The organism is Paraburkholderia sp. BR10872, from assembly GCF_040965835.1.
Lineage (GTDB): Bacteria > Pseudomonadota > Gammaproteobacteria > Burkholderiales > Burkholderiaceae > Paraburkholderia > Paraburkholderia nodosa_A.
Genome location: NZ_JBFRCN010000037.1, coordinates 37213 through 63340 on the forward strand (window position 1 = coordinate 37213; position 26128 = coordinate 63340).

The 26128-nt window shown below is 63.2% G+C and carries 27 protein-coding genes and 1 pseudogene; 11 read left to right on the forward strand and 17 right to left on the reverse strand.

Annotated features, from left to right (window positions below; all coding sequences use genetic code 11):
* Positions 1-5 precede the first annotated feature (5 nt).
* Entirely contained in the window at positions 6-1439 is a 1434-nt protein-coding gene (locus AB4Y43_RS25920; RefSeq protein ID WP_368729085.1) for an NAD(P)/FAD-dependent oxidoreductase, read from the reverse strand.
* 68 nt (positions 1440-1507) lie between these two features.
* Complete coding sequence (locus tag AB4Y43_RS25925; protein ID WP_368684930.1) at positions 1508-1852, reverse strand: cupin domain-containing protein; 345 nt, start codon at positions 1850-1852, stop codon at positions 1508-1510.
* Positions 1853-2016: 164 nt separating this feature from the next.
* Between AB4Y43_RS25925 and AB4Y43_RS25930 the strand changes: the two genes are divergently transcribed.
* The 6 genes from AB4Y43_RS25930 to AB4Y43_RS25955 all read left to right on the forward strand — a co-directional run bounded on the left by AB4Y43_RS25930 (position 2017) and on the right by AB4Y43_RS25955 (position 7378).
* Positions 2017-2847, forward strand: coding sequence for a helix-turn-helix transcriptional regulator (locus AB4Y43_RS25930; RefSeq protein ID WP_342947087.1), 831 nt, complete (start codon positions 2017-2019; stop codon positions 2845-2847).
* A 138-nt stretch (positions 2848-2985) separates the two neighbouring features.
* A complete protein-coding gene (speB, locus tag AB4Y43_RS25935) occupies positions 2986-3936 on the forward strand; it encodes an agmatinase (RefSeq protein WP_069266141.1) in 951 nt (316 codons plus the stop codon).
* Positions 3937-3954: 18 nt separating this feature from the next.
* Positions 3955-5439: an aldehyde dehydrogenase family protein gene (locus tag AB4Y43_RS25940; protein WP_368729086.1), complete on the forward strand. Its 1485-nt coding sequence runs from the start codon at positions 3955-3957 to the stop codon at positions 5437-5439.
* 143 nt (positions 5440-5582) lie between these two features.
* Positions 5583-5972, forward strand: coding sequence for a DUF2946 domain-containing protein (locus tag AB4Y43_RS25945; protein WP_256094826.1), 390 nt, complete (start codon positions 5583-5585; stop codon positions 5970-5972).
* Between the two features lie 133 nt (positions 5973-6105).
* Positions 6106-6987: a hypothetical protein gene (locus tag AB4Y43_RS25950; RefSeq protein WP_368729112.1), complete on the forward strand. Its 882-nt coding sequence runs from the start codon at positions 6106-6108 to the stop codon at positions 6985-6987.
* A gap of 28 nt (positions 6988-7015) precedes the next feature.
* Complete coding sequence (locus AB4Y43_RS25955; RefSeq protein WP_069266144.1) at positions 7016-7378, forward strand: copper resistance protein CopC; 363 nt, start codon at positions 7016-7018, stop codon at positions 7376-7378.
* 85 nt (positions 7379-7463) lie between these two features.
* Here the strand turns inward: AB4Y43_RS25955 and AB4Y43_RS25960 are convergent, their stop codons facing one another.
* The 4 genes from AB4Y43_RS25960 to AB4Y43_RS25975 all read right to left on the reverse strand — a co-directional run bounded on the left by AB4Y43_RS25960 (position 7464) and on the right by AB4Y43_RS25975 (position 11250).
* Positions 7464-7688, reverse strand: a complete 225-nt coding sequence (locus AB4Y43_RS25960; RefSeq protein WP_368729087.1) for a hypothetical protein — start codon at positions 7686-7688, stop codon at positions 7464-7466.
* A gap of 220 nt (positions 7689-7908) precedes the next feature.
* Complete coding sequence (locus AB4Y43_RS25965; protein ID WP_368729088.1) at positions 7909-9099, reverse strand: porin; 1191 nt, start codon at positions 9097-9099, stop codon at positions 7909-7911.
* Positions 9100-9217: 118 nt separating this feature from the next.
* On the reverse strand, positions 9218-10012 hold the full coding sequence (locus AB4Y43_RS25970; RefSeq protein ID WP_368603390.1) for an ABC transporter substrate-binding protein: 795 nt from the start codon (positions 10010-10012) through the stop codon (positions 9218-9220).
* Positions 10013-10080: 68 nt separating this feature from the next.
* Complete coding sequence (locus AB4Y43_RS25975) at positions 10081-11250, reverse strand: M20 aminoacylase family protein (RefSeq protein WP_368729089.1); 1170 nt, start codon at positions 11248-11250, stop codon at positions 10081-10083.
* 130 nt (positions 11251-11380) lie between these two features.
* On the opposite strand from AB4Y43_RS25975, the gene AB4Y43_RS25980 reads away from it, so the two are divergent.
* Complete coding sequence (locus AB4Y43_RS25980) at positions 11381-12334, forward strand: LysR substrate-binding domain-containing protein (protein ID WP_368684924.1); 954 nt, start codon at positions 11381-11383, stop codon at positions 12332-12334.
* Between the two features lie 44 nt (positions 12335-12378).
* Here AB4Y43_RS25980 and AB4Y43_RS25985 read toward each other — a convergent pair whose 3' ends face one another.
* On the reverse strand, positions 12379-12849 hold the full coding sequence (locus AB4Y43_RS25985) for a ribonuclease (RefSeq protein WP_069266150.1): 471 nt from the start codon (positions 12847-12849) through the stop codon (positions 12379-12381).
* A gap of 530 nt (positions 12850-13379) precedes the next feature.
* A pseudogene (locus AB4Y43_RS25990) lies at positions 13380-13571 on the reverse strand (alkene reductase); the annotation flags it as partial.
* Between the two features lie 293 nt (positions 13572-13864).
* Between AB4Y43_RS25990 and AB4Y43_RS25995 the strand changes: the two are divergent.
* Positions 13865-15157: a D-amino acid dehydrogenase gene (locus AB4Y43_RS25995; protein ID WP_368729090.1), complete on the forward strand. Its 1293-nt coding sequence runs from the start codon at positions 13865-13867 to the stop codon at positions 15155-15157.
* 85 nt (positions 15158-15242) lie between these two features.
* Here AB4Y43_RS25995 and AB4Y43_RS26000 read toward each other — a convergent pair whose 3' ends face one another.
* A complete protein-coding gene (locus AB4Y43_RS26000) occupies positions 15243-15779 on the reverse strand; it encodes a Uma2 family endonuclease (protein ID WP_368603385.1) in 537 nt (178 codons plus the stop codon).
* Positions 15780-16128: 349 nt separating this feature from the next.
* Here AB4Y43_RS26000 and AB4Y43_RS26005 point away from each other — a divergent pair, with 349 nt between their 5' ends.
* On the forward strand, positions 16129-16341 hold the full coding sequence (locus AB4Y43_RS26005; RefSeq protein ID WP_342947076.1) for a hypothetical protein: 213 nt from the start codon (positions 16129-16131) through the stop codon (positions 16339-16341).
* 18 nt (positions 16342-16359) lie between these two features.
* Here the strand turns inward: AB4Y43_RS26005 and AB4Y43_RS26010 are convergent, their stop codons facing one another.
* Both AB4Y43_RS26010 and AB4Y43_RS26015 read right to left on the reverse strand, forming a co-directional pair.
* A complete protein-coding gene (locus AB4Y43_RS26010) occupies positions 16360-16539 on the reverse strand; it encodes a hypothetical protein (protein ID WP_368603507.1) in 180 nt (59 codons plus the stop codon).
* Between the two features lie 11 nt (positions 16540-16550).
* On the reverse strand, positions 16551-16727 hold the full coding sequence (locus tag AB4Y43_RS26015; RefSeq protein WP_342918611.1) for a hypothetical protein: 177 nt from the start codon (positions 16725-16727) through the stop codon (positions 16551-16553).
* 238 nt (positions 16728-16965) lie between these two features.
* Here AB4Y43_RS26015 and AB4Y43_RS26020 point away from each other — a divergent pair, with 238 nt between their 5' ends.
* Entirely contained in the window at positions 16966-17184 is a 219-nt protein-coding gene (locus AB4Y43_RS26020) for a hypothetical protein (protein WP_069266156.1), read from the forward strand.
* A gap of 162 nt (positions 17185-17346) precedes the next feature.
* On the opposite strand, the gene AB4Y43_RS26025 is transcribed toward AB4Y43_RS26020, so the two are convergent.
* The 6 genes from AB4Y43_RS26025 to glnT form a co-directional block, all read right to left on the reverse strand.
* Entirely contained in the window at positions 17347-19164 is a 1818-nt protein-coding gene (locus AB4Y43_RS26025; RefSeq protein ID WP_368729091.1) for a bifunctional protein-serine/threonine kinase/phosphatase, read from the reverse strand.
* A complete protein-coding gene (locus tag AB4Y43_RS26030; protein WP_069266157.1) occupies positions 19165-20598 on the reverse strand; it encodes an APC family permease in 1434 nt (477 codons plus the stop codon).
* 77 nt (positions 20599-20675) lie between these two features.
* Positions 20676-22037 carry an FMN-binding glutamate synthase family protein gene (locus AB4Y43_RS26035; RefSeq protein WP_368603381.1) on the reverse strand — a complete coding sequence of 454 codons (1362 nt, stop codon included), beginning with the start codon at positions 22035-22037 and terminating at the stop codon, positions 20676-20678.
* Between the two features lie 26 nt (positions 22038-22063).
* Positions 22064-22753 (reverse strand): protein glxC, encoded by a 690-nt coding sequence (locus AB4Y43_RS26040; RefSeq protein ID WP_069266159.1) that lies wholly within the window; start codon positions 22751-22753, stop codon positions 22064-22066.
* The gene (locus AB4Y43_RS26045) at positions 22741-23649 is read right to left on the reverse strand and encodes a class II glutamine amidotransferase (protein ID WP_368603380.1); all 909 of its coding nucleotides are present in this window, start codon (positions 23647-23649) and stop codon (positions 22741-22743) included. The genes AB4Y43_RS26040 and AB4Y43_RS26045 overlap by 13 nt, the downstream gene beginning before the upstream one ends.
* Before the next feature lie 12 nt (positions 23650-23661).
* A complete protein-coding gene (gene glnT, locus AB4Y43_RS26050) occupies positions 23662-25050 on the reverse strand; it encodes a type III glutamate--ammonia ligase (protein WP_083245360.1) in 1389 nt (462 codons plus the stop codon).
* A gap of 258 nt (positions 25051-25308) precedes the next feature.
* Between glnT and AB4Y43_RS26055 the strand changes: the two genes are divergently transcribed.
* Positions 25309-25911: a helix-turn-helix domain-containing protein gene (locus tag AB4Y43_RS26055; protein ID WP_069266161.1), complete on the forward strand. Its 603-nt coding sequence runs from the start codon at positions 25309-25311 to the stop codon at positions 25909-25911.
* Positions 25912-26128 lie beyond the last annotated feature (217 nt).

Here is a 26128-nt window from a genome sequence, read left to right on the forward strand (position 1 = left end):
GTCCCTCACATCGGAAAGCCCATCGCCTTGATACCCTTGATCCATGCGCGCTTCCAGCCGCCTTCGGCGTCGGCGCCGTCGAACGCATGGAACGTGACCTTGGCGGCCAGCCAGCGCACCGGCTCCGGCGGGATATAGGTCGGGCTCTGGTTGGCGATATCGAGCGCGCGCTCGGGGCTGTTACGGTCGAACAGGATATTCAGGCCCATGAAGGCGCCGAAGCGGCTCGCCGCCACGCCAAAGCCCGTGTAACCCGCCACGAAAACAGCTTTGTCGTTCAGATAGCGCTTCGCGAATACGGAGCCGCGCGAGCAGTAGTCGATCGGGCCGCCCCATGCATGCGAGAAGCGCACGTCGGCAAGCTGCGGGAAGGTGCGGTAGAACGCCTGCGCGAGCCGATAGTAGGTCTCGGCCTTCTGGTCCTGCGCGGGATTCGGATCGCCGTCGAAGTGATAGCTCACGAGCCCGCCGAAGATGATGTTGTTGTTCTTCGTGAGGCGGAAGTAATTGAGCTGCGTGCGCGTGTCGTAAATGCCCTGGCGATGCTTCCAGCCGATACGCGCGAGCTGTTCTTCGGTGAGCGGTTCGGTGGCGAGCACGTGGTCGCGCACCTGCAGCACGCGCCGGTTGATATCGGGAATGCCGACCTTCGCCGTACCGCTGCCGAACACCACGCGCGGCGCGCGCACGCTGCCTTCGGGCGTCTTCACGTAAACAGTTTGGCCTTCGTCGATGACATCGATGAGCGGCGTGTGCTCGTAGAGCTTCACGCCGAGCGAAAGCGCCGCGCGTTTGAGGCCCCACGCGAGCTTGGCCGGATGCACGATGCCGCTGCGATTGCGCGACCACAGCGCGCCGGCGAACAACGGCGAATCGAGTTGCTCGCGCGTCGCTTTGCTGTCGAGCAGAACGACATCGTGCCCGTAGCGCTTGTGCAGTTCGTAGTCGCCGCGCAAGTGCTCGATATGCTCCGGATCGACCGCCACCGTCATTTCGCCGTTCCATTCGATGTCGGCGTCGATGTTGTAGCGCTTGAGCGTCTGCTCGAAGCCATCGAGGTTGTGATGACCGAATTCTTCGAGCTGCGCAATATCGTTGGGGAATACCCGTACGGCATTGGGCAGTCCATGCATCACCGAAGTCGAGATGATGCCGCCCGCGCGGCCCGACGCGCCGTGCGCGACCTTACCCGCCTCGATCAGCACGACGTTCAGATGCGGCATCTGCTCCCTGGCCTGCACGGCGGCCCATAGCCCCGTGAAACCGCCGCCGACGATCAGCAGGTCGGCCTCGACGTTGGCGGTGAGCCTGGGCTCGGTCGGCGGCTCGGCGGGGTTGTCGAGCCAGTACGGAAAGAACCGTGTGCGCGAAAGTGCCTCTTGCACGCTGAGCGTGGCGCCCGGGCGCGATTCGACTTCAACTTCTGCAGGGGTACTCATGATTCGCTTCACTGCGCGGAACGAGAGAAACAGAACCGCCTCCCGTTGAAGGCGGCTCGCCATGGTCCTTAGGCCTGTTCGAGCACGACGTAGAACTTCTTCGCGTCTTCGAGGGTTTCCCAGCGGCCTGCAAAGCCGGCGGGCAGCAGATAGCCCTGGCCGGCCGCAAATTCCTTGCGGGAGCCGTTCGCGTCGGTCAGGGCGATCTTGCCTTCCACGAGCCATACCGCTTCGTCGGCGGTCGTGGCCGGGAAGTCCACCGCGCCGACCTTGCCTTCCCACCAGCCGATCACGTAGTGATTGTTCTTGCCGACCGTGGCGCGCCAGTCGCTTTCGTCCATGCCGTATTCCAGTTTGGTGAATTCGCCGATGCCAGCGCCCAGCGGCACGATGTCCTGAATCAGTTTGCTCATTTGCGTCGCTTCCAGTTGATTGAGTGACGCCAAAGTTACCGACTCGCGCGGTTGCGGTATGCCCCCCCTCAGGGGGGGCAAGCGGTGTTTTGCTGCGTGATTGGGCATTTGGGCGGCCAATAGCGTTCGGCTATAATCAATCAGCCATTATGAATGGGCGTGCCGTGCTGCTCAACGTCCCCCCGCTGAACCGCGATCAACCGAACTTTCCGCTCTCGTTCAAGACCCTCGGCAACGTGATCGAGGCCGTCGGCACGCCCGATTTCGTGCCGCGTCTCACGCTGCTGCTCAACGAGGTCGTGCCGGTCAATGTCGTGCATATCGAACGTTCGCGCGCGGACAACACGATGCCCACGGGCTATCGCTGCGAATGGATCGGCAGTGGCGGGGTCGGAATGGATTCGGGCGCGATCTCGGACGTGATGACGCTCTACTACGACCGCTTCTACGAAAGCGATCCGCTCTTCGCGGGCATTCGCGGCAAGCTCGGCACGATGCTGGTGGTGCGCGACATCGGCGCGATGCCGCCGGGCGAATTCCGCCAGCGGCTCTTCGACGAGGCGCGCATTGCCCACGAATGCGTGCTCGCTCGCGGCACCCGCCACGCGCAGGACTCCATCGCGCTCGAACGCGGGCTGCGCGAACCGCCGTTTACGCTCATGGAAATGAACCGTTTTCGCAGCGTGAGCGAGTTTCTGTTTCCACTGCTCGAGTTGCACGCCTCCACGAGCGCGGCCCGGCGCATCGCCCATGCGGCTCCGTTCATGCATCCGCTCGCGCAGTTCGACGCACGCCTTGCGGCCGACAACGTGCGCCTGTCCAAGCGCGAATACGAAACCTGTGCGCACCTCATCACCGGCAAGACCGTGCCCGAAGCCGCGCAGATCCTGGGCGTGCAGGTGGCCACCGCCGAGTCGTACGTGAAGCGCGCCTTCGCGAAACTGGGCGTGCGCACCAAGCGCGAACTGATCGCCTGGGGCCACGCCGCGGTTTAGTCAGGCTGGTCGGCCTGTTAAGGACCCGCATACATCGATTTCCATCGATGTAAACATCTCAACTTCAATATTTGGCCGCGCGGGATCTCCCCTACCATCGCCCGATCGATTTGACTCTAACGATCGGAGACACACCAGATGGAACGCCAGTTCAACCAGCCGCAGGGCGGCAACGAGATGCCGCGATTCGGCGGCATCGCCACGATGATGCGCCTGCCGCAGGCCGAGACCACCGAGGGCCTCGACGTCTGCTTCGTGGGCGTGCCGCTCGATATCGGCACCTCGAATCGCTCCGGCACGCGCTTCGGGCCGCGCCAGATCCGCTCGGAATCGGTGTTGCTGCGCCCGTACAACATGGCCACGCGCGCGGCGCCGTTCGATTCGCTGCAGGTGGCCGATATCGGTGACGTCGCAACGAATCCGTATGACCTGAAGGATTCGATTCGTCTGATCGAAGCGGCCTACGACCGCATCGTCGAGACGGGCTGCCGCCCGATCACGCTTGGCGGCGACCACACGATCGCGTGGCCGATCCTGCGCGCGCTGCACAAGAAATACGGCAAGGTCGCCGTCGTCCACATCGACGCTCACGCCGACGTGAACGACACCATGTTCGGTGAAAAGATCGCGCACGGCACGCCGTTTCGCCGCGCCGTCGAAGATGGCCTCCTGCAATGCGACAAGGTCACGCAAATCGGCCTGCGCGGCACCGGCTATCACGCAGAAGACTTCGACTGGTGCCGCAAGCAGGGTTTCACCGTCGTGCAAGCCGAAGCCTGCTGGAACCGCTCGCTCGCACCGCTCATGGAAGAGGTGCGCGAGCGTGTGGGCGACACGCCCGTGTACCTGAGCTTCGATATCGACGGGCTCGATCCCGCCTTCGCACCCGGCACCGGCACGCCCGAAATCGGCGGCCTCACCGTGCACCAGGGCCTCGAAATCGTGCGCGGCATGAAGGGGCTCAACGTAGTGGGCGCCGATCTCGTCGAAGTCTCGCCGCCGTACGACCAGGCCGGCACGACCGCGCTCGTGGGCGCGAATCTCGCCTTCGAAATGCTTTGCATCATGCCCGGCGTGGCTTACCGCTAGGGCGCGAGGAGACACCTCATGGCTACGAATACCGAACGTCGGATCGACGGCAAAGCCTTCGTGCTGCCCGCCGCAGTGATTGCGGGCGAAACCTTTTGCGCCGCGGACAGCGAAGTGTGCTCGCGCATCTGCAATGCGGCCACGGGCGAAACGATCGGCTGGCAGGAGCACGCGACGGCCGCGATGGTCGATCGGGCCGTGCACGCCGCACACGATGCGCTCATCGCGTGGCGGCACACCACACCGGCCGCGCGCGGCAAGCTGCTGCGCAAGATCGCCGAACTGGTGGAAGCCGACCGCGCACGCCTCGCTGCCATGCAGATGCAGGTGAGCGGCAAGCCGCCGTTCGAAGCAGACCTCGACGTGAGCGACGCCGTCGCGACGTTCAACTACTACGCCAGCCTCTGCGATGACGCCTCGGCGTTCGCCGCCGAACCGGTCGCGGTGCCGGACGATGCGCTGCTGGCCGAACGCGTGCACGAACCGGTCGGCGTCGCGGCGCTGATCGTGCCGTGGAATTTCCCGATGGTCACGACGGCGTGGAAACTCGCACCCGCGCTGGCCGCGGGCTGCACGGTCGTCATCAAGCCTTCGGAACTCACCTCGCCCACCGAGCACATGCTCGCCGCAATCGTGAGCGAAGCGGGCGTGCCCGATGGTGTCGTGAACGTGGTCAACGGCGGCGGCGACGTCGGCGCGTGGCTGACGACGCATCCGCTCGTCGACAAGATCTCGTTCACCGGCAGCACGGCTTCGGGCCGCAAGGTCATGCAGGCCGCCGCGCAGGACATGAAGCGCCTCACGCTCGAACTGGGCGGCAAATCCGCGCTGATCGTGCGCGAAGACGCCGACGTGGCGCAGGCCGTCTCGCTCGCGGTAGGCGGCGCGTTAACCAACGCCGGACAGATGTGCTCGGCCACCGCGCGTATCCTCGTGCACGACAACGTGTATCGCAAGTTCATGGCCGCGTTCGAGACCGCGGTGCGAGCCGTCGTGGTCGCGCCGCCTCAAGGTGCGGACGCGGCAATGGGACCGCTCATCAGCGCGGCCCAACACGCGCGCGTGGCCGCCCTCGTGGCGCAAGGCGTCGAAGCGGGCGCACAGATTGCGCTCGCGGGGAAACTCGATCCCGCCTGCGCCGATGGCTTCTTCATGGCGCCCGTCGTCATCGCGGAACCCGCGGCGGACAACGTGCTGTGGACCGACGAAATTTTCGGACCGGTCGCGTGCGTGAAGTCTTTCCGTTCGGATGACGAAGCAATCGCCCTCGCCAACGATACACGTTACGGACTGGTCGCCACGGTCGTGACGCGCGACGAAAAGGCCGCGCGACGCTACAAGGCGCAGTTGCGCGCCGGGCTCGTCTGGGTGAACACCCCGCAACTGATCTTCCCGCAAGTGTGCTGGGGCGGCTTCGGCCTGAGCGGGATCGGTCGCGAACTGGGCGTCGCGGGCTTGCGCAGCTACCAGGAATTGCGTCACACAGTCGGCCTGCGCGGCTGATCGCTTCAAGGCACTTTCGTGCCGGCTTCACGCGGGCTCGATCGCGGCCGCGACGCCTTGACGGGCGGCGCTGCCGTAAGCCGCGCGGCGGGGATGGCGGCTCGCGTGGCATAATCGCCGCACTATTTCCGCCACTTCACGCCGTGCGCCGATTCCATCTCAGGCTGGGCAGTCTACTGGGGACGCTTGCGCTCCTCATGGCGACGCTCGCGCCCGTGGTTTCGCATCTGCTTGCCGCCCAGGCCATGCAGATGGCGCCCGGCACGGTGGAACGCGCGCCCTGCGGCATGCCTTCGATGGAGCATCACGTTCACGGCGCGAGCGGCACAGCGGGCACGCACGCAACGTCGGGCGACATGCAGGACTGCGGCTATTGCAGCTTCTTCGCGCACCTGCCCGTCGTGTCCGGCGTACCTGTGGCGCTATTCGTCGTCGGCCGGCTCGTGCAAGCGCGCATCGCGGCGCAGTTCGAAAGCGTTCGCCTCGTCGCGCCCGCGGGCCGCATCCACGCACGCGCCCCACCCCTGTCCTGACTGGCTCGACCATGCCAATCCCGGCCGACGCGCCCAGCGTGTCGCCGGGTCTGCCCGCGCGCCGCCGAAGCTCGCGCGCGTGCCTCGCTCCTCGACAGGACAACTCATGTCTGACCAATCGCCTTCCAGCCGCATGGCGCCGGGCGTTCTTTCCGACCTTCGCACACTCGGTCGACTCGTCGGCTGCGCGCTGCTGCTCGGACCGTGCGTGGCCCATGCACACGCCATCGCGGGCGACCGCGTTTTCCCCTCCACGCTCTCCGTCGACGACCCGGGCGTAGGCGACGAAGCCAACCTCGAATTCGGGCACCAGCGCGTGCCGGCTGACGCCGGCGACCAGAGCATCAACACCTTCCGCTTCGAGTACGACAAGCTCATCACGCCGCGGCTCGCGTTCTCGGTGGACGGCGGCTACGTCATGCAGAACAACCCCACGGCGCGCGGCTTCGACAACTTCGGCGTGGGGCTCAAGTACCTGCTCTACGTGAACGATGCGCATGAATTCATGACCTCGGTCGGCGTGAACGCCGAACTCGGCGGCACCGGCAGCCGGGCGATCGCCAACAACTTCTCGACGATCTCGCCCACGGTCTTCGCCGGCAAGGGCATGGGCGATCTGCCCGACTCGCTCGCCTGGCTGCGGCCCATCGCCATCACCGGAGAAGCGGGACCGTCGTTCACGACCGGAGGCGGGCAACCGAACTCGTTCGACTATGGCTTCACGTTCCAGTACAGCCTGCCCTACCTGCAGCAGCACGTGCACGACCTCGGCTTGCCGCAGCCGTTTTCCAACCTCATCCCGCTGGTCGAAGTGCCCCTCTCGCGCAGCCAGGGACAAACGACCGGGACCGTCAACCCCGGCTTCATCTGGATGAACCGTTACGGCCAGCTCGGCATCGAAGCGCAGATCCCGATCAACCGGGCGAGCGGCTCGCACGTCGGCATCCTCGCGCAGGTGCACATTTTCTTCGACGATGTCGCGCCGCGCACGATCGGCAAGCCGCTGTTCCAGTAAGCCAGCACATTCACACAGGAATATCCCCATGAAACTCGCTACTTTGCGCACGGCTGTTGCCTCGATCGCGCTGCTCGCCGCCCACCTCGCATGGGCGCACGCCTATCCGAAGCATCAGGAACCGCCCGCGGGATCGACCGCGCCGGCCACGCTCAACGCGGTCGTGATCGACTTCGACGATGGGCTCGAGCCCGCGTTCAGCTCCATCGACGTGACCGACGCGCAGGGCAAATCCGTCATTCGCGAGAAGGCCAAGGTCGATGCGGGCAACAGCAAGCGCATGTCGGTTGCGCTGAACGCGCTGACGCCCGGCAAGTATTCGGTGGTGTGGGTCGCGGTTGCCGCCGATGGGCATCGCACGACCGGACATTACTCGTTCGATGTGAAGTGAACGGGTAACGACGAGATGAGGCCATGCTGCGATTTCTTGCGCTTTCGCAGCGTGGCTCTTCGTGGTTATCCGGCGGGGTGCCGGCTCAATGCGGCGTGGTTGTGGTAAAGGCTTCGGGCGAGCCGTTCAAGGCGTCGTACAGATCCCCAACGGGCAAGTCGCCGATTTCGTTGTTGATATAGGCGTTAAACGCGCGGTCGTAGAGCGCACGCCCGGCGTCGGTTTCCATCGTCATGTCGAAGCCGTTGAGAACCAGGCCGGCGATCTCGTCGGCTTCGAGCAGGATGTGTTCAGCTTTCTTTCGTTCCATGGTAGTGCTCCGGTACTGCAGGATCAGGCAATTTTAAAGGGAACGGCCCAAAAATGCTGGAGAAAAAAACGGGGGCGATTCGGTTTCGTTCCCGCGATGCGGTATTCGCCGTCGCGCCACAATACTTAGTTATCCGATTAATTTTCGAAACCTGAGTCTTTCATAAAATCTCCATGGGCGGCGCTCAGACCGTGCAGAGCGCCGCGTGCAGGCTACGACGTCAGAAGCTGTGACGAATGGCGGCACGCACCACGACCTGGCGGGAAGTGGACGAGAGATCCTGTGCACCGGGCACATAAGCCTTGTCGAGCGACGAGCCGGTCTTGTCGCCCGCCACGAGCTGGAATGCGCCCTGCAGATACACGTCCGTGCGTTTCGAGAGGTTGTAGTCGGCCATCACGCCCACGGAGTGGATCGATGGCTTCACGCTGCCTGTCGTCGCGTCGTAGTGTACGAGCGTGTAGACATAGTCCGCTCCGACGTAGAAAGCCGGCGTAAGCTGATACTTGCCGTTCACCTCGAAGTTCTGATACCTGAGCGACGTCACCCGGCCGCCGGCGAGCGGCCCCGTCACCGGCTGGATCGTCTCGTCACCGGTGAGATACCCGACGTTCGCCACAGGCTGGCCGATGTACGTATTGGTGTACGCGAAGCCGACCGTTGCCGAGCCAGCTGTGTAGCTCACGCCAGCGCCGAAAATCTGCAGACGCGACGAAGCGAAATTGCCGTCCGCGCCGTTCGTACTGCTCGCGCCCGCAATCGCGCCGCCCGAGGTCAGCGCAGGGTTGCTGGCGTTCAGGTAGGCCGCGGCGATGACCCAGTCGCCCACCGTGTATTGCGCCCCCACGCTCACCGCGCGGTTGTTCGCGAAGTTCGTGTCGTTGCTGAAGCTATACGTGCCGCCGAACGAGAAGCCGCCGAACGTCGGACTCGCGTATTTGATGGTGTTGTTCAGGCGAAAGGTATTGTCGGTATTGTCGTTGTCGTAGGGGTGCGAAAACAGGTAGCCGCCCCAGTTGCCGTTCGCCGTCGTCTGCGCGAGATAGTCCACCACGGCGTCGTACTGACGCCCGAACGTGAGCGTGCCGTAGCGTTCATTGGCGAGACCAACGTACGCCTGGCGTCCGAAGGCTCGGCCGCCTTGTGCCAGCGTCCCGTTGCTCGCATTGAAGCCGCTTTCGATCTGAAAGACCGCGCTGTTGCCGCCGCCCAGGTCTTCAGTGCCCTTCAGACCCCAGCGGCTGCCTTGGGCGTAGCCGCTCGTCATTTCGTAGACGGCGTGACCGCCGACGTTGTTCGTATAGTCAATGCCCTCATCGATCAAACCGTACAGGGTCACGCTGCTTTGCGCAAAGGCTGGCGCCACCGCACCGCACAGCGCCATGACACAAACGATCTTCCTCTTGCTCATATGTCTTCCGTTTTTATAAGTCATACTTACTATCAGGCGAATACGTAGCCCGCTTATCCTCACCAGGCGGATCGCATGCCTTGCGCCCGCCCTGGTCAATTGCACGACCTGTCCAGAGTTATTTCGCGCCGTAAATATCGAAGTCGAAGTACTTCTTGTTGATACGCGCGTAAGTGCCGTTTGCGAGAATGTCGGCGAGCGCGCCGTTGAAGGCTTCGCGCAGTTCGGTGTCCTGCTTGCGCAGGCCGAGACCGTCGCCCTGACCAAAGAATTTCGGGTCGTCGATGGCCTGGCCCGCGAACGTGAAGTCCTTGCCTTCAGGGCGCTTCAGAAAGCCGTCGCTTGCGGCGATCGACGCCTGAAACGCGGCATCCAGGCGGCCCGACGTCAAATCGGTATAGACCTGGTCCTGGTTTTGATAGGGGACGATCTCCACGCCCGCGGGCTGCCACTTCGCGCGCGCGTAGTCTTCCTGACTCGTGCCCTGCTCCACGCCCACGCGCTTGCCCTTGAGCGAAGCTGCATCGGGCAGGAGCGGCGAGCCGCGGCGCACGACGAGCCGCGCGGGCGCATTCGAGATCTTGTTCGTGAAGGCGATCTGCTCCGCGCGCTTGGGCGTGATCGTCATCGACGAAGAGATGACATCGAACTTGCGCGCGATGAGGCCTGGAATCATGCCGTCGAAGCTCGTTTCCACCCATACGCAATGCGCGTTCAGTTGCGCGCACAACGCATTGGCAATGTCCACGCCGAAGCCCGTCAGCTTGCCGTCCGGCGTTTTGTATTCGAGCGGCGGGTAAGTGGGATCGACCGCGAGCCGGATCTCCCGGCCCTTCAGGTCCACCGCGTGCGCCTGTCCCGCCGTTGCCGCCGCAGCGAGCGCCAGTGAAAGCGCCATCGTCCATTGCTTCATTTGCCCGTCTCCTTCGTGTCGTTTCGGTTGTTTCAGTTGCTTCGGTGGTTTCTGCAATTTCTGTGGTGCTATTGCAGAATGTGTTCTGCGAGCTTGACCCAGTAGCTCGCGCCAATGGCAAGGCTCGCGTCGTTGAAGTCGTAGCCGGGGTTGTGAAGCGAGCAGTGCTGCTCGCCGTCACCATTGCCGATCGAGAGGTAGCTGCCGGGGCAGCGCTCCAGCATGTACGCGAAGTCCTCGCTCGCCATGAGCGGGCGCAGGCCGTCGAGCAGCATCTCCGGGCCGCCCCATTCGAGCGCGACGCGGCGCGCCACCTCGGTCTCGTCGCTATGGTTGACGAGCACCGGGTAGTCATGGCGGTAGTCGATCTCCACGCGGGCGCCGTAACTCGCGGCCTGCCCGTGCGCCACTTCACGGATGCGGCGCTCGAGCAGTTCGCGCACCGGCGCCGAAAGCGCACGCACGCTCAGGTGCAGATCGGCGTGCGATGCAATGACGTTCGAGGCGCTCCCAGCGTGCAGCGCGCCGACGCTGACGACGGCCTGATCGTGCGGCGCCACGTTGCGCGCCACCACGCTTTGCAGCGCCATGACGATCGAGGCGCCGACCACGACGGGGTCGATCGTCTGCTGCGGCGCGGCCGCATGACCGCCGCGGCCGATCACGCGGATCGTCACCTCGTCCGCACTGGCCATGAATGCGCCGCTCTGAAAGCCGATTCGTCCTGCCGGGAAGCCAGGCACGTTATGCATCGCGAACACGGCGTCGCAGGGAAAGCGCTCGAAGAGGCCGTCCTCGATCATCTTGCGCGCGCCGCCCAGGCCTTCTTCGGCCGGCTGAAAAATCAGGTGCAACGTGCCGCGCCACTGTGCGGTTTGCGCGAGGCATCGAGCGGCTGCCAGCAGTATCGCCGTGTGGCCGTCATGGCCGCAGGCATGCATCACGCCTTCGTTGCCGCTGGCGTAGGGAAGGCCCGTCGCCTCGCGTATGGGCAGCGCATCCATGTCGGCGCGCAGCCCAAGCCTGAACCCCCTGCCGCGCTCGAACGTGCCGACCACGCCCGTGCCGCCCACGCCCCGCGTCACGCGATAGCCCCATGCTTCGAGCTTTTCGGCGACAAGCGCGCTCGTCACATGTTCTTCGAAGCCCAGTTCGGGCTGCGCATGCAACCGGCGGCGCAGCGCAATCATGTCGGCTTCGATAGCCGCCACCTCGGGCAAAACCCACTGTCTGCTCAATTCGCCTCCTCAGTCCATTCGTGCATCGTGGAGCGAATCGTATGCAGCGCAAATTCCGGGGAACAGCCAGCGTTTTGTTATGATGACAACCCACCGTTGTCACCCCACCTCTCTCGCCGCGCACGCTGACATGAAACTGCACCAACTGGAAGCGCTGGTCGCCAGCGCGGACGCCGGCAGTATTCGCGGCGCGGCCCGTTCGCTCGGGCTCTCGCAGGCGGCAGTCACGCGCGCGCTGCGCGAACTGGAGGCAAACGAGCGCCTGCCGCTCCTGATCCGCGCGCCCGAAGGCATTACCTTCACCGAGCACGGCAAGGTGCTGCTCACGCACGCGCGCATCGTGCTCAATCAACTCGAACACGCACACAACGACCTCGAGCGACTGAGAGGCCGTGTGGAAGGCAGTCTCACGGTGGGCGTCACGCCGTGGATTACGCTGACCTTTCTGGCCGAGGCCGTACGGCTGTTTCGCGAGCGCATGCCCGACATCCGTCTGGAACTGGTCGAAGGATTGATGGCCGTTGCCCAGCCGCTGCTGCGCGACGGCAGCATGGACTTCGCCGTCGGCCAGTTGCAGCCCGGCGCGAGTGAGCAGGAGTTCGCATCCGAGGCTGTGCTCACTTACGAATCGTCGGTGATGGTGCGGGAAGGACACCGGAAAGTGCGGGCGCGCTCGATCCGCGAACTGCTCGATGAAGACTGGGTGCTGAATTTCGCGCCGGACGGCAAACGCGATCTGGTCGACTATCTGTTCACGCGCCACGGCGCGCAGATCGACGAACGCCGCATTGTGCGCGCGCAGTCGGTAGCGACGCTGCAAACCATGGTGGAGCAGGCAGACATGTGCACGTGGAGCCCGACGATCCTGAGCCACGTGCCGCCGTTCGGAGGCCGCCTGCGCTCGCTCGCGTTGCGCGAAGCGTTCGAACCCCGACAACTGGGCATCGTCACGCGCCGCAACAGCACACTGAGCCGCGCGGCCGTTGCTTTCATCGACTGTTTGCTGCAGGTGATACGCCGGCACGCGCGCTCGGCGAAGAAAGAAGACCTCGCCTTGTTCAAAACCCTGGAGCTATTGATTTAGCGCCCGAGCATGCGCTCAGGTACGACGAAAATCTGGATTCGCCTTTACCCGGCAATGCGCTTGAAGCTGACATAGTAGTCGTCGGTGTAATAGCAGTCGCTGGTCTGCTTGCGCGGTCCACCACATACGACCCGGCGCTGCCCACGATCCGTCATGCCCGGGGTGCGCACCGTGTATGTGTGGTAGTAGCCGCGTGGATGCTGCGGCAGTAATTGCGCCGTGTTACGGAACAGGACGCCGTCGTCCGCAAAAGGAAAGGGGCCGCCCGCTTTGATCAGCCGCAGTGTCTCGGTCGCTTCCCCCGGCAACTGCTTCATGGTGACGGTACCCAGCGCGCCCGCAACCTGCGCGCCTGATGCGGCAGGTGTGCCGCTTGCGCCCTGCGCGGGCTGACCCGGCGCCTGGCTCGCGGATGCCCCCGACGCCTCGGTGACGTTTCGCGAACTCTCCTTGCCGCAACCGCCAAGGATCGCGCCCAAGGCGACGACGCAAGGGAAAACCCACGCTCTCTTCACGAAACGATTCTCCCCTCGTTGACCAGCACTCGACGAACAGGACAAACGTAAAGGTAGCGCGAATGGCGGAGCGAATCAATGCTCGACCGGGAACACGCACTCGTACACGTGACCCAGGCAGACGAACGGCGGCCGCTCACACCCGTTCCGATGTAAGCGGCCTGGACTTGCAATCACATACTGCCTGGATGAAGCGGTACTTCAACTGCGTGATTCAACTGCGCGATGCTCTGCTCTTCAACTGCACGGTACTCTGCACTTCAACAACGAGTTGCCCTGCACTCCTCATTGATTCAACAGCGTGGTGCTTCGACATTGACACTCAACTCTGCCACATACGACTACGACTGCCGGACTGCTGTTCTGCAACGGGTACACGGTATGGTCCAACTCGACCGCAGGAGGGGAATCCTGGGATGGAGCCAACGTCTCGCTCCATGAAAGACAGTGTAGGCGTAGACGCGCTGAACCAATTGCCCGAAACGAGCCCAATATCGCGCTGAATTCGCGCAATTGGGCGGCCGCCCTGCTCAGGCTACTGCCTGCGTCCCGGACTGATAGAACGGGTAGTCCGTATAACCGACGTGTGTGCCGCCAAAGAACGTGGGGCGGTCGTACCGGTTGAGCGACAGCTTGCGACGCAGCCGCTCCGGAAGATCGGGATTCGCAATGAAGTGACGACCGAATGCAACCAGATCGGCATCGCCGGCCTGCAGCATCGCGGCCGGCGGCTTCGACGGCGAAAAGGCCGAAGCGATATATGCACACGTCGATGAATTTATCCCGATTCCTTCCAATACTGTTCGCGTATTTCGCAAACAATCCTTCAGCCGGGAAGCCGGTTTGAAAACATCCGTCCTCCTCCAGGCGACATGGCTATTTCAACCAGAAATAACCCGCTAAACATTATTGAAAACTGCTCGCATGTCGCTAGCATTCCTTCATCGACTGCCAGATCGAATACCGGCAGCGTTCATCAGATGTTGGCGGCCGCCTGGCTGGGGAGACGACGGATATGCGAGTTCTGGTATTGGGCAGCGGGGTCGTCGGCGTGACGAGCGCGTACTATCTGGCGCGCGCCGGCCATGAAGTCACTGTCATCGACCGCGAGCACGGTCCTGCGCTCGAGACGAGCTTCGCGAACGCCGGGCAAATTTCTCCGGGATACGCGGCGCCGTGGGCGGCCCCTGGTGTTCCGCTCAAAGCCGTTAAGTGGATGTTCCAGAAGCATGCCCCGCTCGCCATCCGCCCGGATGACGCGGACAAGCAGTTCCAGCTGCAGTGGATGTGGCAGATGCTGCAGAACTGCACGGCGGAGCGCTACGCCATCAACAAGAACCGCATGGTGCGGCTCGCGCAATACAGCCGCGATTGCCTGATGGCGCTCCGCGCGGAAACGGGCATCCAGTACGAAGGACGAACCGGCGGGACGCTGCAGGTTTTCCGGACACAGCAGCAGTTCGACGGCGCGGCAAAGGACATCGCCGTCCTCAAAGAGGCGAACGTTCCCTACGAGTTGCTCAGTGCAGGCGAACTCTCGCGGGTCGAGCCGGCCCTCGCCGCAACCTCGCAAAAATTGACCGGCGGTCTTCGCTTGCCTGGCGACGAGACAGGCGACTGCCAGCTGTTCACGACCAGGCTCGCCGCTCTTGCCGAGGAGGCCGGCGTGACGTTCCGCTACAACACGACCGTCGAGACGCTCGTCGTCGAAGACTGCAAGGTCGTTGGCGTCCGTCACGGAACGAGGCTCATCCATGCCGACGCGTTCGTTGTCGCGTTTGGTTCCTATTCGACGAGTTTCCTGTCTGGCCTCGTCAAGATTCCGGTCTACCCGCTCAAGGGGTATTCCATCACGGCGCCGATCCTGGACGAGGCACGCGCCCCTGTCTCGACTGTCCTCGACGAGACCTACAAGATCGCCATCACGCGCTTCGATAAACGAATTCGCGTGGGCGGCATGGCCGAGATCGTGGGGTTCGACAAGCGCCTGCGCGAGGCTCGGCGCGAGACACTCGAAATGTGCGTGAACGATCTGTTCCCGGGTGGCGGCGACACATCGAAGGCGACGTTCTGGACCGGGCTGCGGCCGATGACGCCGGACGGCACGCCCGTTGTCGGCCGCACTGCCGTGCCCAACCTCTTCCTGAACACGGGCCATGGCACGCTTGGGTGGACCATGTCGTGCGGTTCGGCGCAGCTTCTCGCCGACCTGATTTCAGGCAGGAAGCCCGCTATCGAGCACGATGATTTGAACGTGTTCCGCTACGCCAGGGAGCCGGAGGCCCCGGCGGATTTCGCGCTGGATTAGTCTTTCGCGCTGGATTAGTCTTTCGCGCTGGATTAGTCAGCACTGCTGGTGGAGTCGCGAGCGTCGGCCGACGCTCATCTTATGATCAGTGCGAAGACGGAGCGAACGCTTCGAAGTACATCCGCTCGAGTGTGAGCATGATGCCGAACTGCGAAGTTTGCCGCAGCCCATTGGCGCCGCAGAACTGCAGCTCTCCGCGCTGGCCGACAACGATGACCTCCTGGGCGCCGCCCTCGAGGTACGCCCTGACCCGCGCGCCGATGTCATGCGCATACTTGCGGTCGAGGAGCACCTCGACGCACAGATCCGGCACAAACGGAACAGGATCGTCCCGGTCAAACCCTTCCCACTTTTCAGGCGGCATCCAGACGACGTCGGGTACGCGGATGCCAAATGACGGTGTCGCCACGGCAACCGACATCGCTGCCACGTGACCGATCTGCTCGGCGATCTGGCAGTACACGTCGGTGAGGACAATCTGGCGCCGTGCCGAGGGCTGAGGATGCGGCACCACTTCACCGCGGCCATCGAGTTCACAGCATTCCCACGCCCCGGAATCGGCGCTGGGGTGCATCCGACGCCAGGTCGCTACCAGCCCGTCCTGCTCGAGAAGAGTCGACACAACCACAAGCCTCCGATAAGGGAATTTTCTAAGGGTATTCCCTTTGTTGGCCGCTGAAAAGCCATTGTTTCTGTGCATTGCACAATAAACTACGCAATGTGCATGGATTCGAATTTGCGCCCGTTATCGGGCCATATCGGGCGGTCTTACATTCAGGTCGATGCAAACGTTGCGGCCAAATCGGACGGACATTCGATTTTCATTGTGCAACGCATCAACATCGCCCCAAAGGGTAGTATCAGCGTTGGGTATTCAGCTTCTGCCGAAGTCGCATTCTGCGGGTGCGTCGTTGAAGTGCTACCGTAAGAGTTTGTCGAGTGCGCCCCGGCGCTTGAACACGAGAAGTGCAATGGAAATCGATGCGGAGACTTTCCGGCAACTGCGCCGTCTCGCCCCCGTCGTTGACGACATACTCAACGCCGGGGAAGTCGAACATGCGGGCCAGGCAGTGAATCTCGCGGCACTCGCGCAACTATGCTCGACCCTCTTCGACGCTTACTGCTCGATGCATCCCGAGGAGACCGCGCAAGCCAACCTGGACATGCTCGAGTCGCAAAAGTAGCGACCGGCGGCGCCAGGGTCACTGCGGGTCCGGATGCGCCAGGCCCGCTTCCTCGATGATCTGCTCGTATTTTTCCGCGCCGACGAGGTCACGGTACTCCTGTTTCAGCCGGATGAGCGCCTGCGCCGTTCTGGAAATCACTCCGGAGACTTCCAGCTGCTCAGCGTGCACGAGGGCCTGCCCCAAAGTCATGGCCACGTCAGTATTCCTTATTGCAGTTGAACAGCCATCAAGTCGTTGACGAACGTGGGCTGGGCCGAAGCAAACTCCATCAGGTTGGGGAAGCCCTCGCTGAGCGCAAACGCTTCCAGCGCATCCTTGCCGCTGTCAGCCTTGATGCGGCCGTAGCTTTCGACCATCTTCAGGTCGGTAATCAGGTACACCATTTCAACCTCTTTGCGTCTAGGGATGCCTCGAGTCGTTGTCCGCTCAAGGATTCTTTCGAAGAGTACGTAGCGTCACTTAAATCGAGCTTAAACAATGCCGACAGGACGAAAGCCTTGCCGGGCCGCGATCAGGAAGCGCAGGCTGCCGCTTCGGCGCCTGACGGCATGCCCTCGTCGAGGAGAGAAGTTAAGATGAGAACGAGATAAGCAACGGCTCCCGCCTTCAGGCACCAGAAAGATGGAACGAGAGACTTACAAGGGCTACGATTTGTGGGGTCATGCCATCGCGCAACAGGCAGAGCTGCTGACGCCAGAGCGCTACGCGGGGGGCGGGACCATCATCCAGGGGAACAAGCTCATCTGCACTTCCGGAGTCCTCGACCTGTTCGATTCGGAGGAGGAAGCGCAGGACGCGGGAATCGCCTGGGCAAAGGCGTGGGTCGACACACACGGTTAGCACGCAGGCGCAACGCAAGTTCCGTGGAAACTTCGCTTCAGTCGGCGCCTAAGTGCGCGCAGATACACGGGTGGCACATCGCACTTCGAGGCAACCTTCCATCCGAAAGCCCACCGCGCCCCGGTCTCGCGGTTCAATGTGCCAGCATGTCAACGCGAAAGCTCATCGCCGTATCAGCGACCACAGCAGCAGCGCCAGCAATAGAATCGAGATCCCCTGCCAGAACAGCACTGGTTCGCTCTCGAGCAAGGGCTTGCGTCGAACCGGAGCCATCGCACCCTGGCCGCTCGAAAGGCGCTCGAGATCGGCGCAGACCGCGAGTACGTCCTGATACCTGCGTGCGGGATCGGACTGCAGCGCTTTCTCCAGCACGAGGTCAAGCCAATGCGGCGCGTCGAGCCGGTACTCGTAGAGCGGCACGCGACCATTGAAGCCGTACGGCAGTTTGCCGCCGCTGAATAGCCGGTACAGCGTCACGCCATACGCAAATACCTCCGAGCGCGCATCGCCTTGCGCACCCCTCATCAACTCAGGCGCCATGTACGCGGGCGAGCCAGGCGCGCAGGCTGAGCCCGGCAGCTCCATACCGGGCATATAACCAAAGCCCAGGTCGAGCAGGCACGTCCTGTCGTCCTGCATCACCAGCACGTTCTCGGGCTTGATATCGCGATGGAAGATATTGCGTCGATTCAGCGCGTCGATCGAGCGGCCCAATTGCCGTGCGATTCCGATCGCGCGCGGCAGCCCTATGGGCTCGGGCGCCGAAAGGAGCTTTTCGAGCGTGACTCCCGCGCCGAGCGGCATTACCACATAAAGCCGGGTTTGCCGATTGGCGTCAACGGGCAGCGGCGCGAGCACGCCAGCGTCGCCAACCTTGCCTGCGAGCCAGCGCTCACGCACGATCGACTGGCGTATGTTCTCGTCTTGCTCGACGCGCGGTTTGGGAAACTTGAGCGCCAGTGGCGTGTCCGGATCGGCCAGATCGTAGCCGGCGAAGATCCGCGAATAAAATCCATCGCTGAGCACGCTCTTGAGCAGATATCCATCGATAACCTCACCGGCGTCGGGCACGGCGAGAATCGGCAGCATTCCGACCACTCGCTCCAGATACCCGCCGTCGAGCAAAGGCAGGCTGCCAACGTCAATCACGGCGCTCGTCACGTCGTCCTGGGAACCGCGCGTCAGTGCCAGCGCGTCGAGTCGGCGCGCAGTTTCGAGCGCGCCATTGCGCGTCGCGAGCACCGTCTGCAGTTCACGCACTGGCACATGACGATAAAGACCGTCCGAGCACAATAGCAGGCGATCATCCTCACGCAGTTCGAACGTTTCGAAGCGGGTCACGAGCGCCGGGTTCATGCCAATGGCGTGCGCCACGTACGAACCAAAAGCGACCGGCACAATGTCGTCTTCGCCGATTTGTGCCAGTTGCCCGTCGCGCAGCAAATAGAGCCGCACATCTCCGGCTGCGACCAGATACGCTGTGGCGCGCCGTATGACCAGCGCCGCAAATGACGCGGCCATCTGTTTAAGCTTTGGATCGACGCGGCCCATGTGGTGCAGCCAGCCGTGCAGCGCCTGTAGCGAACGCGCAGCGGCCACGCTGGGCTGGAGCGTTTCGGGTAGCCCGTAATACGCATCGATGAAGGTACGCACTGAAAGCTCGGCCGCGACCCGGCCACCCTGGCTTCCGCTCACTCCGTCAGCCAGCGCGATCACACTGCCACGCGCGGCGCGCGCGGCCAGGTCGCCGAGCATCACGCCGAAATAGTCCTCGTTGACGCGATTTTGCCCACGCAGACGCGCGGGACGGGAGACGCAGCCGATCTCGAGCGCGGCGCATTCGCCGCGCTCGGGCCGCAACTGCAGGTCGACTTCCTGAGAATCCGCTTCGCGAGTTGCAAAGGCCGTCCCGGCTGCATGGACCGACCTCCGGTCCGCAGCCGGTGCGGAAAGGTGGTCCACGGAGCGCGGTTCAGTCATTTACTTTTTGCCGTGAGTCATCACGTCGCTGGTTTCCAGATCGTGTTCGATCTTCTCGAGCACCTGGGGCGAACGCTTCTTCAGCATGAGCAACCAGACCGTGCCGACCAGCATGTACGCCACGAACAGATACGGCAGTATGTTATACGGATAGTCAGGCACCGGATACACGCTGCCGATCACTGCGCCGACCATCGCCAGCGCGCCAAGCACGCTCCACAGCACGTTGACCGGCTTGAGCACGCCCATCTTCTTCAGATAGAGAGGCGCGGAAACCGCGACGAGAAAATAGGTCACCAGAAAGCCAAAGGTGGCGAACGTACTCGTGTAGCCGAAGGTATTGAGCGGACCGGCGCCAAGCATCGCGATGCACACAACGAGCGTCACGATCGAGGAAAACGCCACAGCGAGATACGGCGTCTGATGCGTGCGGTGAATCATTCCCATCGAGCGGTGCACGAACTGGTAGCGCCCCATGGAGTACAGCAGGCGGCTGGACGAGTTGATGCACGCAAGGACACACGAGAACGCGCTGACCGAAGCGATCAGGTAAAACACCGGGCCGAGCGGCGAGGCGCCAACGCTCGCAAGCAAGGTGTTGAGCACGGCCGAATCGGCGCCGAGCTTGGCTGTGTCGTCGTGGTAGGCGATCGTCATCGAATAGGCGACGAACATGAAGAAAAGGCCCGACAGGATCACGCTCCAGACCACGGCGCGCGGAATGATGCGCAGCGGGTCCCGGGTCTCCTGGCCGAGCGAGGCAGCACTTTCGAAGCCCACGTACGAGAAGATGCCGAGCACCATGCCTTGCGCCATACCCTTCCCGCTCACGCCCTGCAGGCTCAATTGCGTATGGTCGATGATATGGTCAGGATGCAGGGCGAGCACGTAGATCAGCACGCCGCCCACGATCACCACCGACGTTGCCTCGATCGCCAGTGAGAGGCGCGAGGAAAGCTTCACGTCGCGTGCGGAGAAGAACCAGGCGAGAGCAATGAAAACGGTGTAGACCGCCCACGACGGGATATTGATGCCCCAGGAAGAGAAGGCATTCTGCACGAAAACCACACCTGCGGCACCTACCCCCATCGCGGTGCCCACATACGCCGCGATCAACCCCCAGCCGGCCATGCCCCCTGCCATCGGCCCGAGTGCGCGCGAAATATAGATGAAAAATGACCCAGCGGTTGCAATCCGGCTCGAGAGCGCGATGATGCTCATGCTGACCAGCAGCAGCCCGAGCGTCGAAAGTCCATAAATCAGCCAGGTCCCCGCGCCCGCCAGCGCCGCGATCGCGGTCACATTGATCGAAGGAGTAAAGGTCGGCGAAACGTTTGCGATAGATTGGCCAATCACCTCGGCAAAACCTAAAGTACCGGCACGCAGGCCGGTTGACGATGCCGGCGCTGCTTGTGTGGTGCTTTGCGTACTCATGTAGGGCTCCTGAAAGATTGGGGATTTAACGGACTTTGCTTAAATTTCCCAGAGTCAAAAATTCCAGCCAACTGAATTTAATTGTTCCAGCCAGGAATCCACGAAGTGCCCGCGAGCGGCACGCGTGCCATCGCTGCGGCTTCCACGGTCAGGGCGACCAGATCCTCGGGCTCGAGGTGATGCACGTTCTGCTTCCCGCAGGCACGCGCGATCGTCGTCAGCTCCATGTTCAACGTCTTCAGGTAGTTGCGCACACGGCGCGAACCTTCGTCGGGCAGGACGCGCTGCTCGAGAACGGCGTCCTGGGTCGTCACGCCAACGGGGCATTTGCCGGTATGGCAGTGGTGGCAGAAGCCCGGCGACGTGCCAAGCGCTGCATAGTCGGCAGCCGCCGAATGAAGTGCGCCGTTCTGGAAGTAGCTGTCGCTATTGCAGCCGAGTGCCATCAGCATGCCCTGCCCGATCGCGACGGCGTCTGCACCGAGCGCCAGCGCCTTGGCTACGTCGGCTCCGGTCCGTATGCCGCCCGACACGATCAGCTGCACCTGCCCTTTCATGTTCAGCTCTTCGAGGGCGTCCACCGCCTGGCGAACCGCAGCCAGCGTCGGAATCCCGACGTTCTCGATGAAGCAGGTCTGCGTGGCCGCGGTGCCCCCCTGCATGCCGTCGATCACGACCACGTCCGCGCCAGCATGTACCGCAAGCTTGACGTCGTTGAACGTGCGGGTTGCCCCGACCTTCACGTACACGGGCGTGTTCCAGTCAGTAATTTCGCGCAGTTCCTGGATCTTGATCGCCAGATCGTCGGGACCGGTCCAGTCCGGGTGGCGGCTCGCCGAGCGCTGATCGACGCCGGCTGGCAAGGTACGCATCGCCGCCACGCGCGGATTGACTTTCTGCCCGAGCAGCATCCCGCCACCACCCGGCTTTGCGCCCTGGCCAATCACGATTTCGATCGCGTCGGCACGGCGCACGTCGTCCGGATTGAAGCCGTAGCGCGACGGCAGGCACTGATAGACCAGCGTCTTCGAAGCGCGGCGCTCCTCCTGGGTCATGCCGCCGTCGCCGGTGGTCGTGGACGTGCCCATCGCCGTCGCGGCCTGCCCTAGCGCCTCCTTGACGTTCGCGGACAGTGCGCCGAAGCTCATGCCCGCAATCGTGACCGGAATATCCAGCACGACAGGTTTCTTCGCGAAGCGAGTGCCCAGCACGGTCTGGGTCGAGCACTTTTCGCGGTACCCTTCGAGCGGATAGCGCGACAGCGAGGCGCCGAGAAACAGCAGGTCGTCGAAATGCGGCACGTGGCGTTTCGCGCCCAGACCGCGAATTTCATAGAGACCTCGCTGTGCCGCCGAGTGGATATAGTCGATCGTCTTGCGGTCGTAGCCGTGCGACTCTTCGTGCTGCAAACGAACGAATTGAACGGGTTTGGCATCCATTGGGAACCTTCTCAGAGAGCGTGTGTTCAATATTCCTGGTTGGCGTCGGCGTTCCAGTGATAGAGCGTGCGTGCCGACGCGATTCGCTTGAAGGACGCTGGATCGTGATCCAGCCCGCCCGCCGCCAGCAACACGCGCACTGCGTCGAGATCGGCATCGCTCATCGGTTCGTACTGCGCGTCCGCCCCGAGCGATTTCACTTCGCCGCGCACGTAGAGCACCGCTTCATAGAGCGAATCGCCCAGCGCGTCGCCCGCGTCGCCGCATATCACCATCCGGCCCGCCTGTGCCATGAAGGCCGAGAAGCTGCCCACGGAGCCGCCCACCACGATGTCGCCGCCCTTGAGCGAGATTCCGCAGCGCAGACCCGCGTCGCCGTCGATCACGAGCAGTCCGCCGTGCGCAGAAGCGCCCGCGCCGTTCGAGGCGAAGCCTCGCACATGCACCTTGCCGCTCATCATGTTCTCGGCGACGCCCGTGCCGGCGCTCCCCTCGATCACGATCGTCGCCTGCTGGTTCATCCCGCCGGCGTAGTAGCCCGCGTGGCCCTTGATCGTCACATGCAGGTCGGCATCTACGCCCACGGCGATGTTGTGTGCCCCATTCGGCGACGTGACGGCGATGCGCTGCCCCGCCAGCGCCGCGGTGTCGCCGTGCAGGTATTGGTTCAGGTCCCGGACCGTCTGCGTCTCGAGGTCGAAATTCAGGCTTTCCATACGTACATCTCCTCGGGAGCGGGTTCGAAGACCTTCGCATTGCGGATATCGGGCAGATGCGCGAGCGAGCGAAACTCAGAGGCAATCGCTACGTAGTCGTCGTTCTCCGCGACCACGGCCGGCTTGCACGCGAACGGATCGCGGATCAGCGCGAGCTCGGTCGTCGTGCCCATCAGGAACGTATAGAAGCCGTCCAGCTCCTCGAAGCCTTTTTGCAGCGCCTCGGGCAGCGCATCGCCCTCGCGCAAACGCCATTCGATGAAACGGCAAGCGGCTTCGGTGTCGTTGTCGGTATCGAAGCGGATGCCGAGCGGCTCGAGCTTGCGCCGCACGCCATATGGGTTCGAAAGCGATCCGTTGTGCACGAGGCAGAAGTCCTCTCCCGCCGTGAACGGATGCGCGCGGTCCGGCGTGACGGCCGATTCCGTGGCCATGCGCGTGTGGCCGACGAGGTGCGAGCCTTTGAGGTTCGCGAAGTCATAGCGCGCGGCCACTTCGGCCGGCGAGCCGATGTCCTTGTAGAGATCGATCGAGCGTCCGGTGGAAAGCAGATAGAGCTTCGGATAGTGCTCGCGCAACCACACCTTGACGCGCTCCGCATCGCCCTGGAGCGTGAGCACTGCATGATTGCCCTTCACGTCGAAGCGCGCGGTGACGTCCATGGCGTGGTTGAGTGCGTCGGCGAGTGCGGCCCAGGGAAATTGCGCGCCCTCGTCCGTGAAGCCCGCGTAGAGGCTCAGCTTGCGCTGGCTCGCATCCACCTCGCTGCCGAACACCGCAAGCCCCGCCGAATCGGGTCCGCGCTCGGTCATGCCGATCAGCATCGGCACCATCAGCTCGCCGAGCCGCTCGCGTAGCGCCGGCGTCTTCACCAGCAACCCTACGATTCCACACATTGTGTGTTCTCCTTAGAAAAATTCGAGGTAGCTCTTGAGTTCCCAGTCGGACACGTGCCGCATGTATTCGAGCCACTCCATGCGCTTGAGCTTGAGGAACTCACCGGCCAGGGGGCCGAGCGCTTCGCAGATCAGCGTGTCCGCCTCGAGCGCGTCGAGCGCCTGCTCGAGGTTTTGCGGCAACACCGCAATGCCGTGCGCGGCAAGTCGCTCCGACGACCACTCGTAAAGGTTTTCGTTTGCCGGCGCGCCCGGATCGAGTTGCCGGTCGATCCCGTCGAGCCCCGCGGCAATCACGGCGGCCGTTGCGAGGTACGGGTTGCAGGAGCCGTCCGGCAGACGCAGTTCGATGCGCTCGCCGGGCATGCGCACCATGGTCGAGCGGTTGTTGTCGCCATAACTCACATAGGCCGGCGCCCACGTCGCGCCGGTGAGCGAGCGTCCCACCACGAGGCGCTTGTACGAATTGACGGTCGGATTGCACAGCGCGGTGAGCGCGGGGGCGTGCGCAAGAATGCCGGCGGTGAACTGGTAGCCAAGCGTCGACAGGCCCATGCCCAGCGGGTCGCCGCCGTCGGCGAACAGATTGCGCTTGCCGTCGCCGATCGAGATGTGCATGTGCATGCCGTTGCCGGGCCGGTTCGCGAACGGCTTCGCCATGAACGAGCAGATCATGCCTAGCTCGTTGGCAATCTCCGACGCGGCCATCTTGAAGAACACGTAGTGGTCGCACGACGTCAGGCAGTCGGTGTACGTGTAGTTGATTTCGAACTGGCCGTTGGCGTCCTCGTGGTCGATCTGATAGACGTCGATGCCGACCGAGCGCAGTGCTTCGGTGAGCCGCTCGAGAAACACCCGCGTGCGCGATAGCCCCTTATAGTCGTAGCACGGCTTCGCCAGCGTGTCGCTGGGGTCGCACGGTTCGAGGGTTCCGCTAGCGGAGCGGCGCAGCAGCGAGAATTCCGGCTCGAGTCCTGTGAAAAGGGTCCAGTCGCGCTCGGTCAGGCGTGCTACCTGGCGCTTGAGCGTGACGCGTGAATCGAACGGCCACGCTTCGCCGTTCACGTGCCCCTCGCAGACGATGCGTGCGAGGCCCGGCTGCCACGGAACGGGCGTGAGCGTCGCGAGATCGCCGACGGCCATGAAATCGGGGCCGTTCGGCTCGATGCCGACACCCCAGATCGCAAACCCTGCGAAGCCGGCTCCCGCCTCTAGCACCGTCTTCAGATGCGCGACCGGCACCGACTTGGCCTTTGCGACACCATGGATGTCGACGAACTGCGCCAAAACGTATTTCACGCCCTGCTGAGCAAGCCAGCCCTGCGCGTTTTCCGCCGAGTCGAAACGGGGCACGCTTCCGGGCTCGCTGAGCGGCAGCTTACTCGCGTCGTTCAGATTCATCGTCACTCCTTGCACCAACTCCGTTTGCGGTTGAAAGAGGCTGGGCACATCGTGCCTGGGCCGGTTCCGGGGACTTGCTGGCCATCGTTCAGGGCGCTCATGCGCACCCGCCATTGCGCACTCGTTGCACTTCTCGTTACGCGCTCCGTCTGGAACTTCTTTTCCTGCCATGCAACAATGCTTCATGACGTGAAACAGCCGGCGCGCGCCACTGCGTGCCGGCCAGCTACGCGTCAAGCATTTCTACCGAGGCCGATCATGCACGCTGGGGACGACAACAAAACTGCGCTCGAGCGCTTTCTGGGCGCCACCATTCGCGACTTGCGCCAGCGCCACGACCTGACCATCGCCCAGGTCGCCGACCAGGCCGGCATCAGCCGTGGCATGCTCTCGAAGATCGAGAACGCGCAGACCTCAACGGGACTCGACGTCCTGCACCGCATCGCCCAGGCGCTCGGCGTCTCTCTTTCCGCGCTCTTTCGCAACTTCGACGTGCCGCAAGGCGACGCGCAACTCGTCAAGAAAGGCGCGGGCATGGAAGTCGTTCGCAAGGGCACCAAACGCGGCCATACCTACCATCTGCTCGCCTACGACCAGGGCCCGCGCAAAGCCTTCGAGCCCTTCCTCATCACCATGGAGGACGAAGCAGAACGCTTCCCGACCTTCGAACACCCCGGCACCGAATTCATCCACATGCTCAAGGGGGTGATCGAATACCGCCACGGCCAGCAAACCTACATCCTCCATCCCGGCGACACGCTTACTTTCCAGGCCGATATTCCTCACGGCCCCGAGCGCCTCATCAAGACGCCCATCCAGTTCCTGTCGATCTTCATCTATCCGCCGGGAACCGCCGACTGAGGCGCAAGCCTTGCAGCCTCGCCTGTGCTGCTTCTTATGCAACGTCCGTGCCATGTTTATCTTCATGAACTAAAAATTCCTGCAGATAAACATCTGGCACGCACGCCGGCCCTGTCCCGCTTACTTTCCCAATTCGCTTGCACCGGCGTTTGCCTGCTGACGGTGCGCGTTTTTCCTGTCTGCCGTGCGCTGCTGCACTGAATCGGGACGCGGGCTT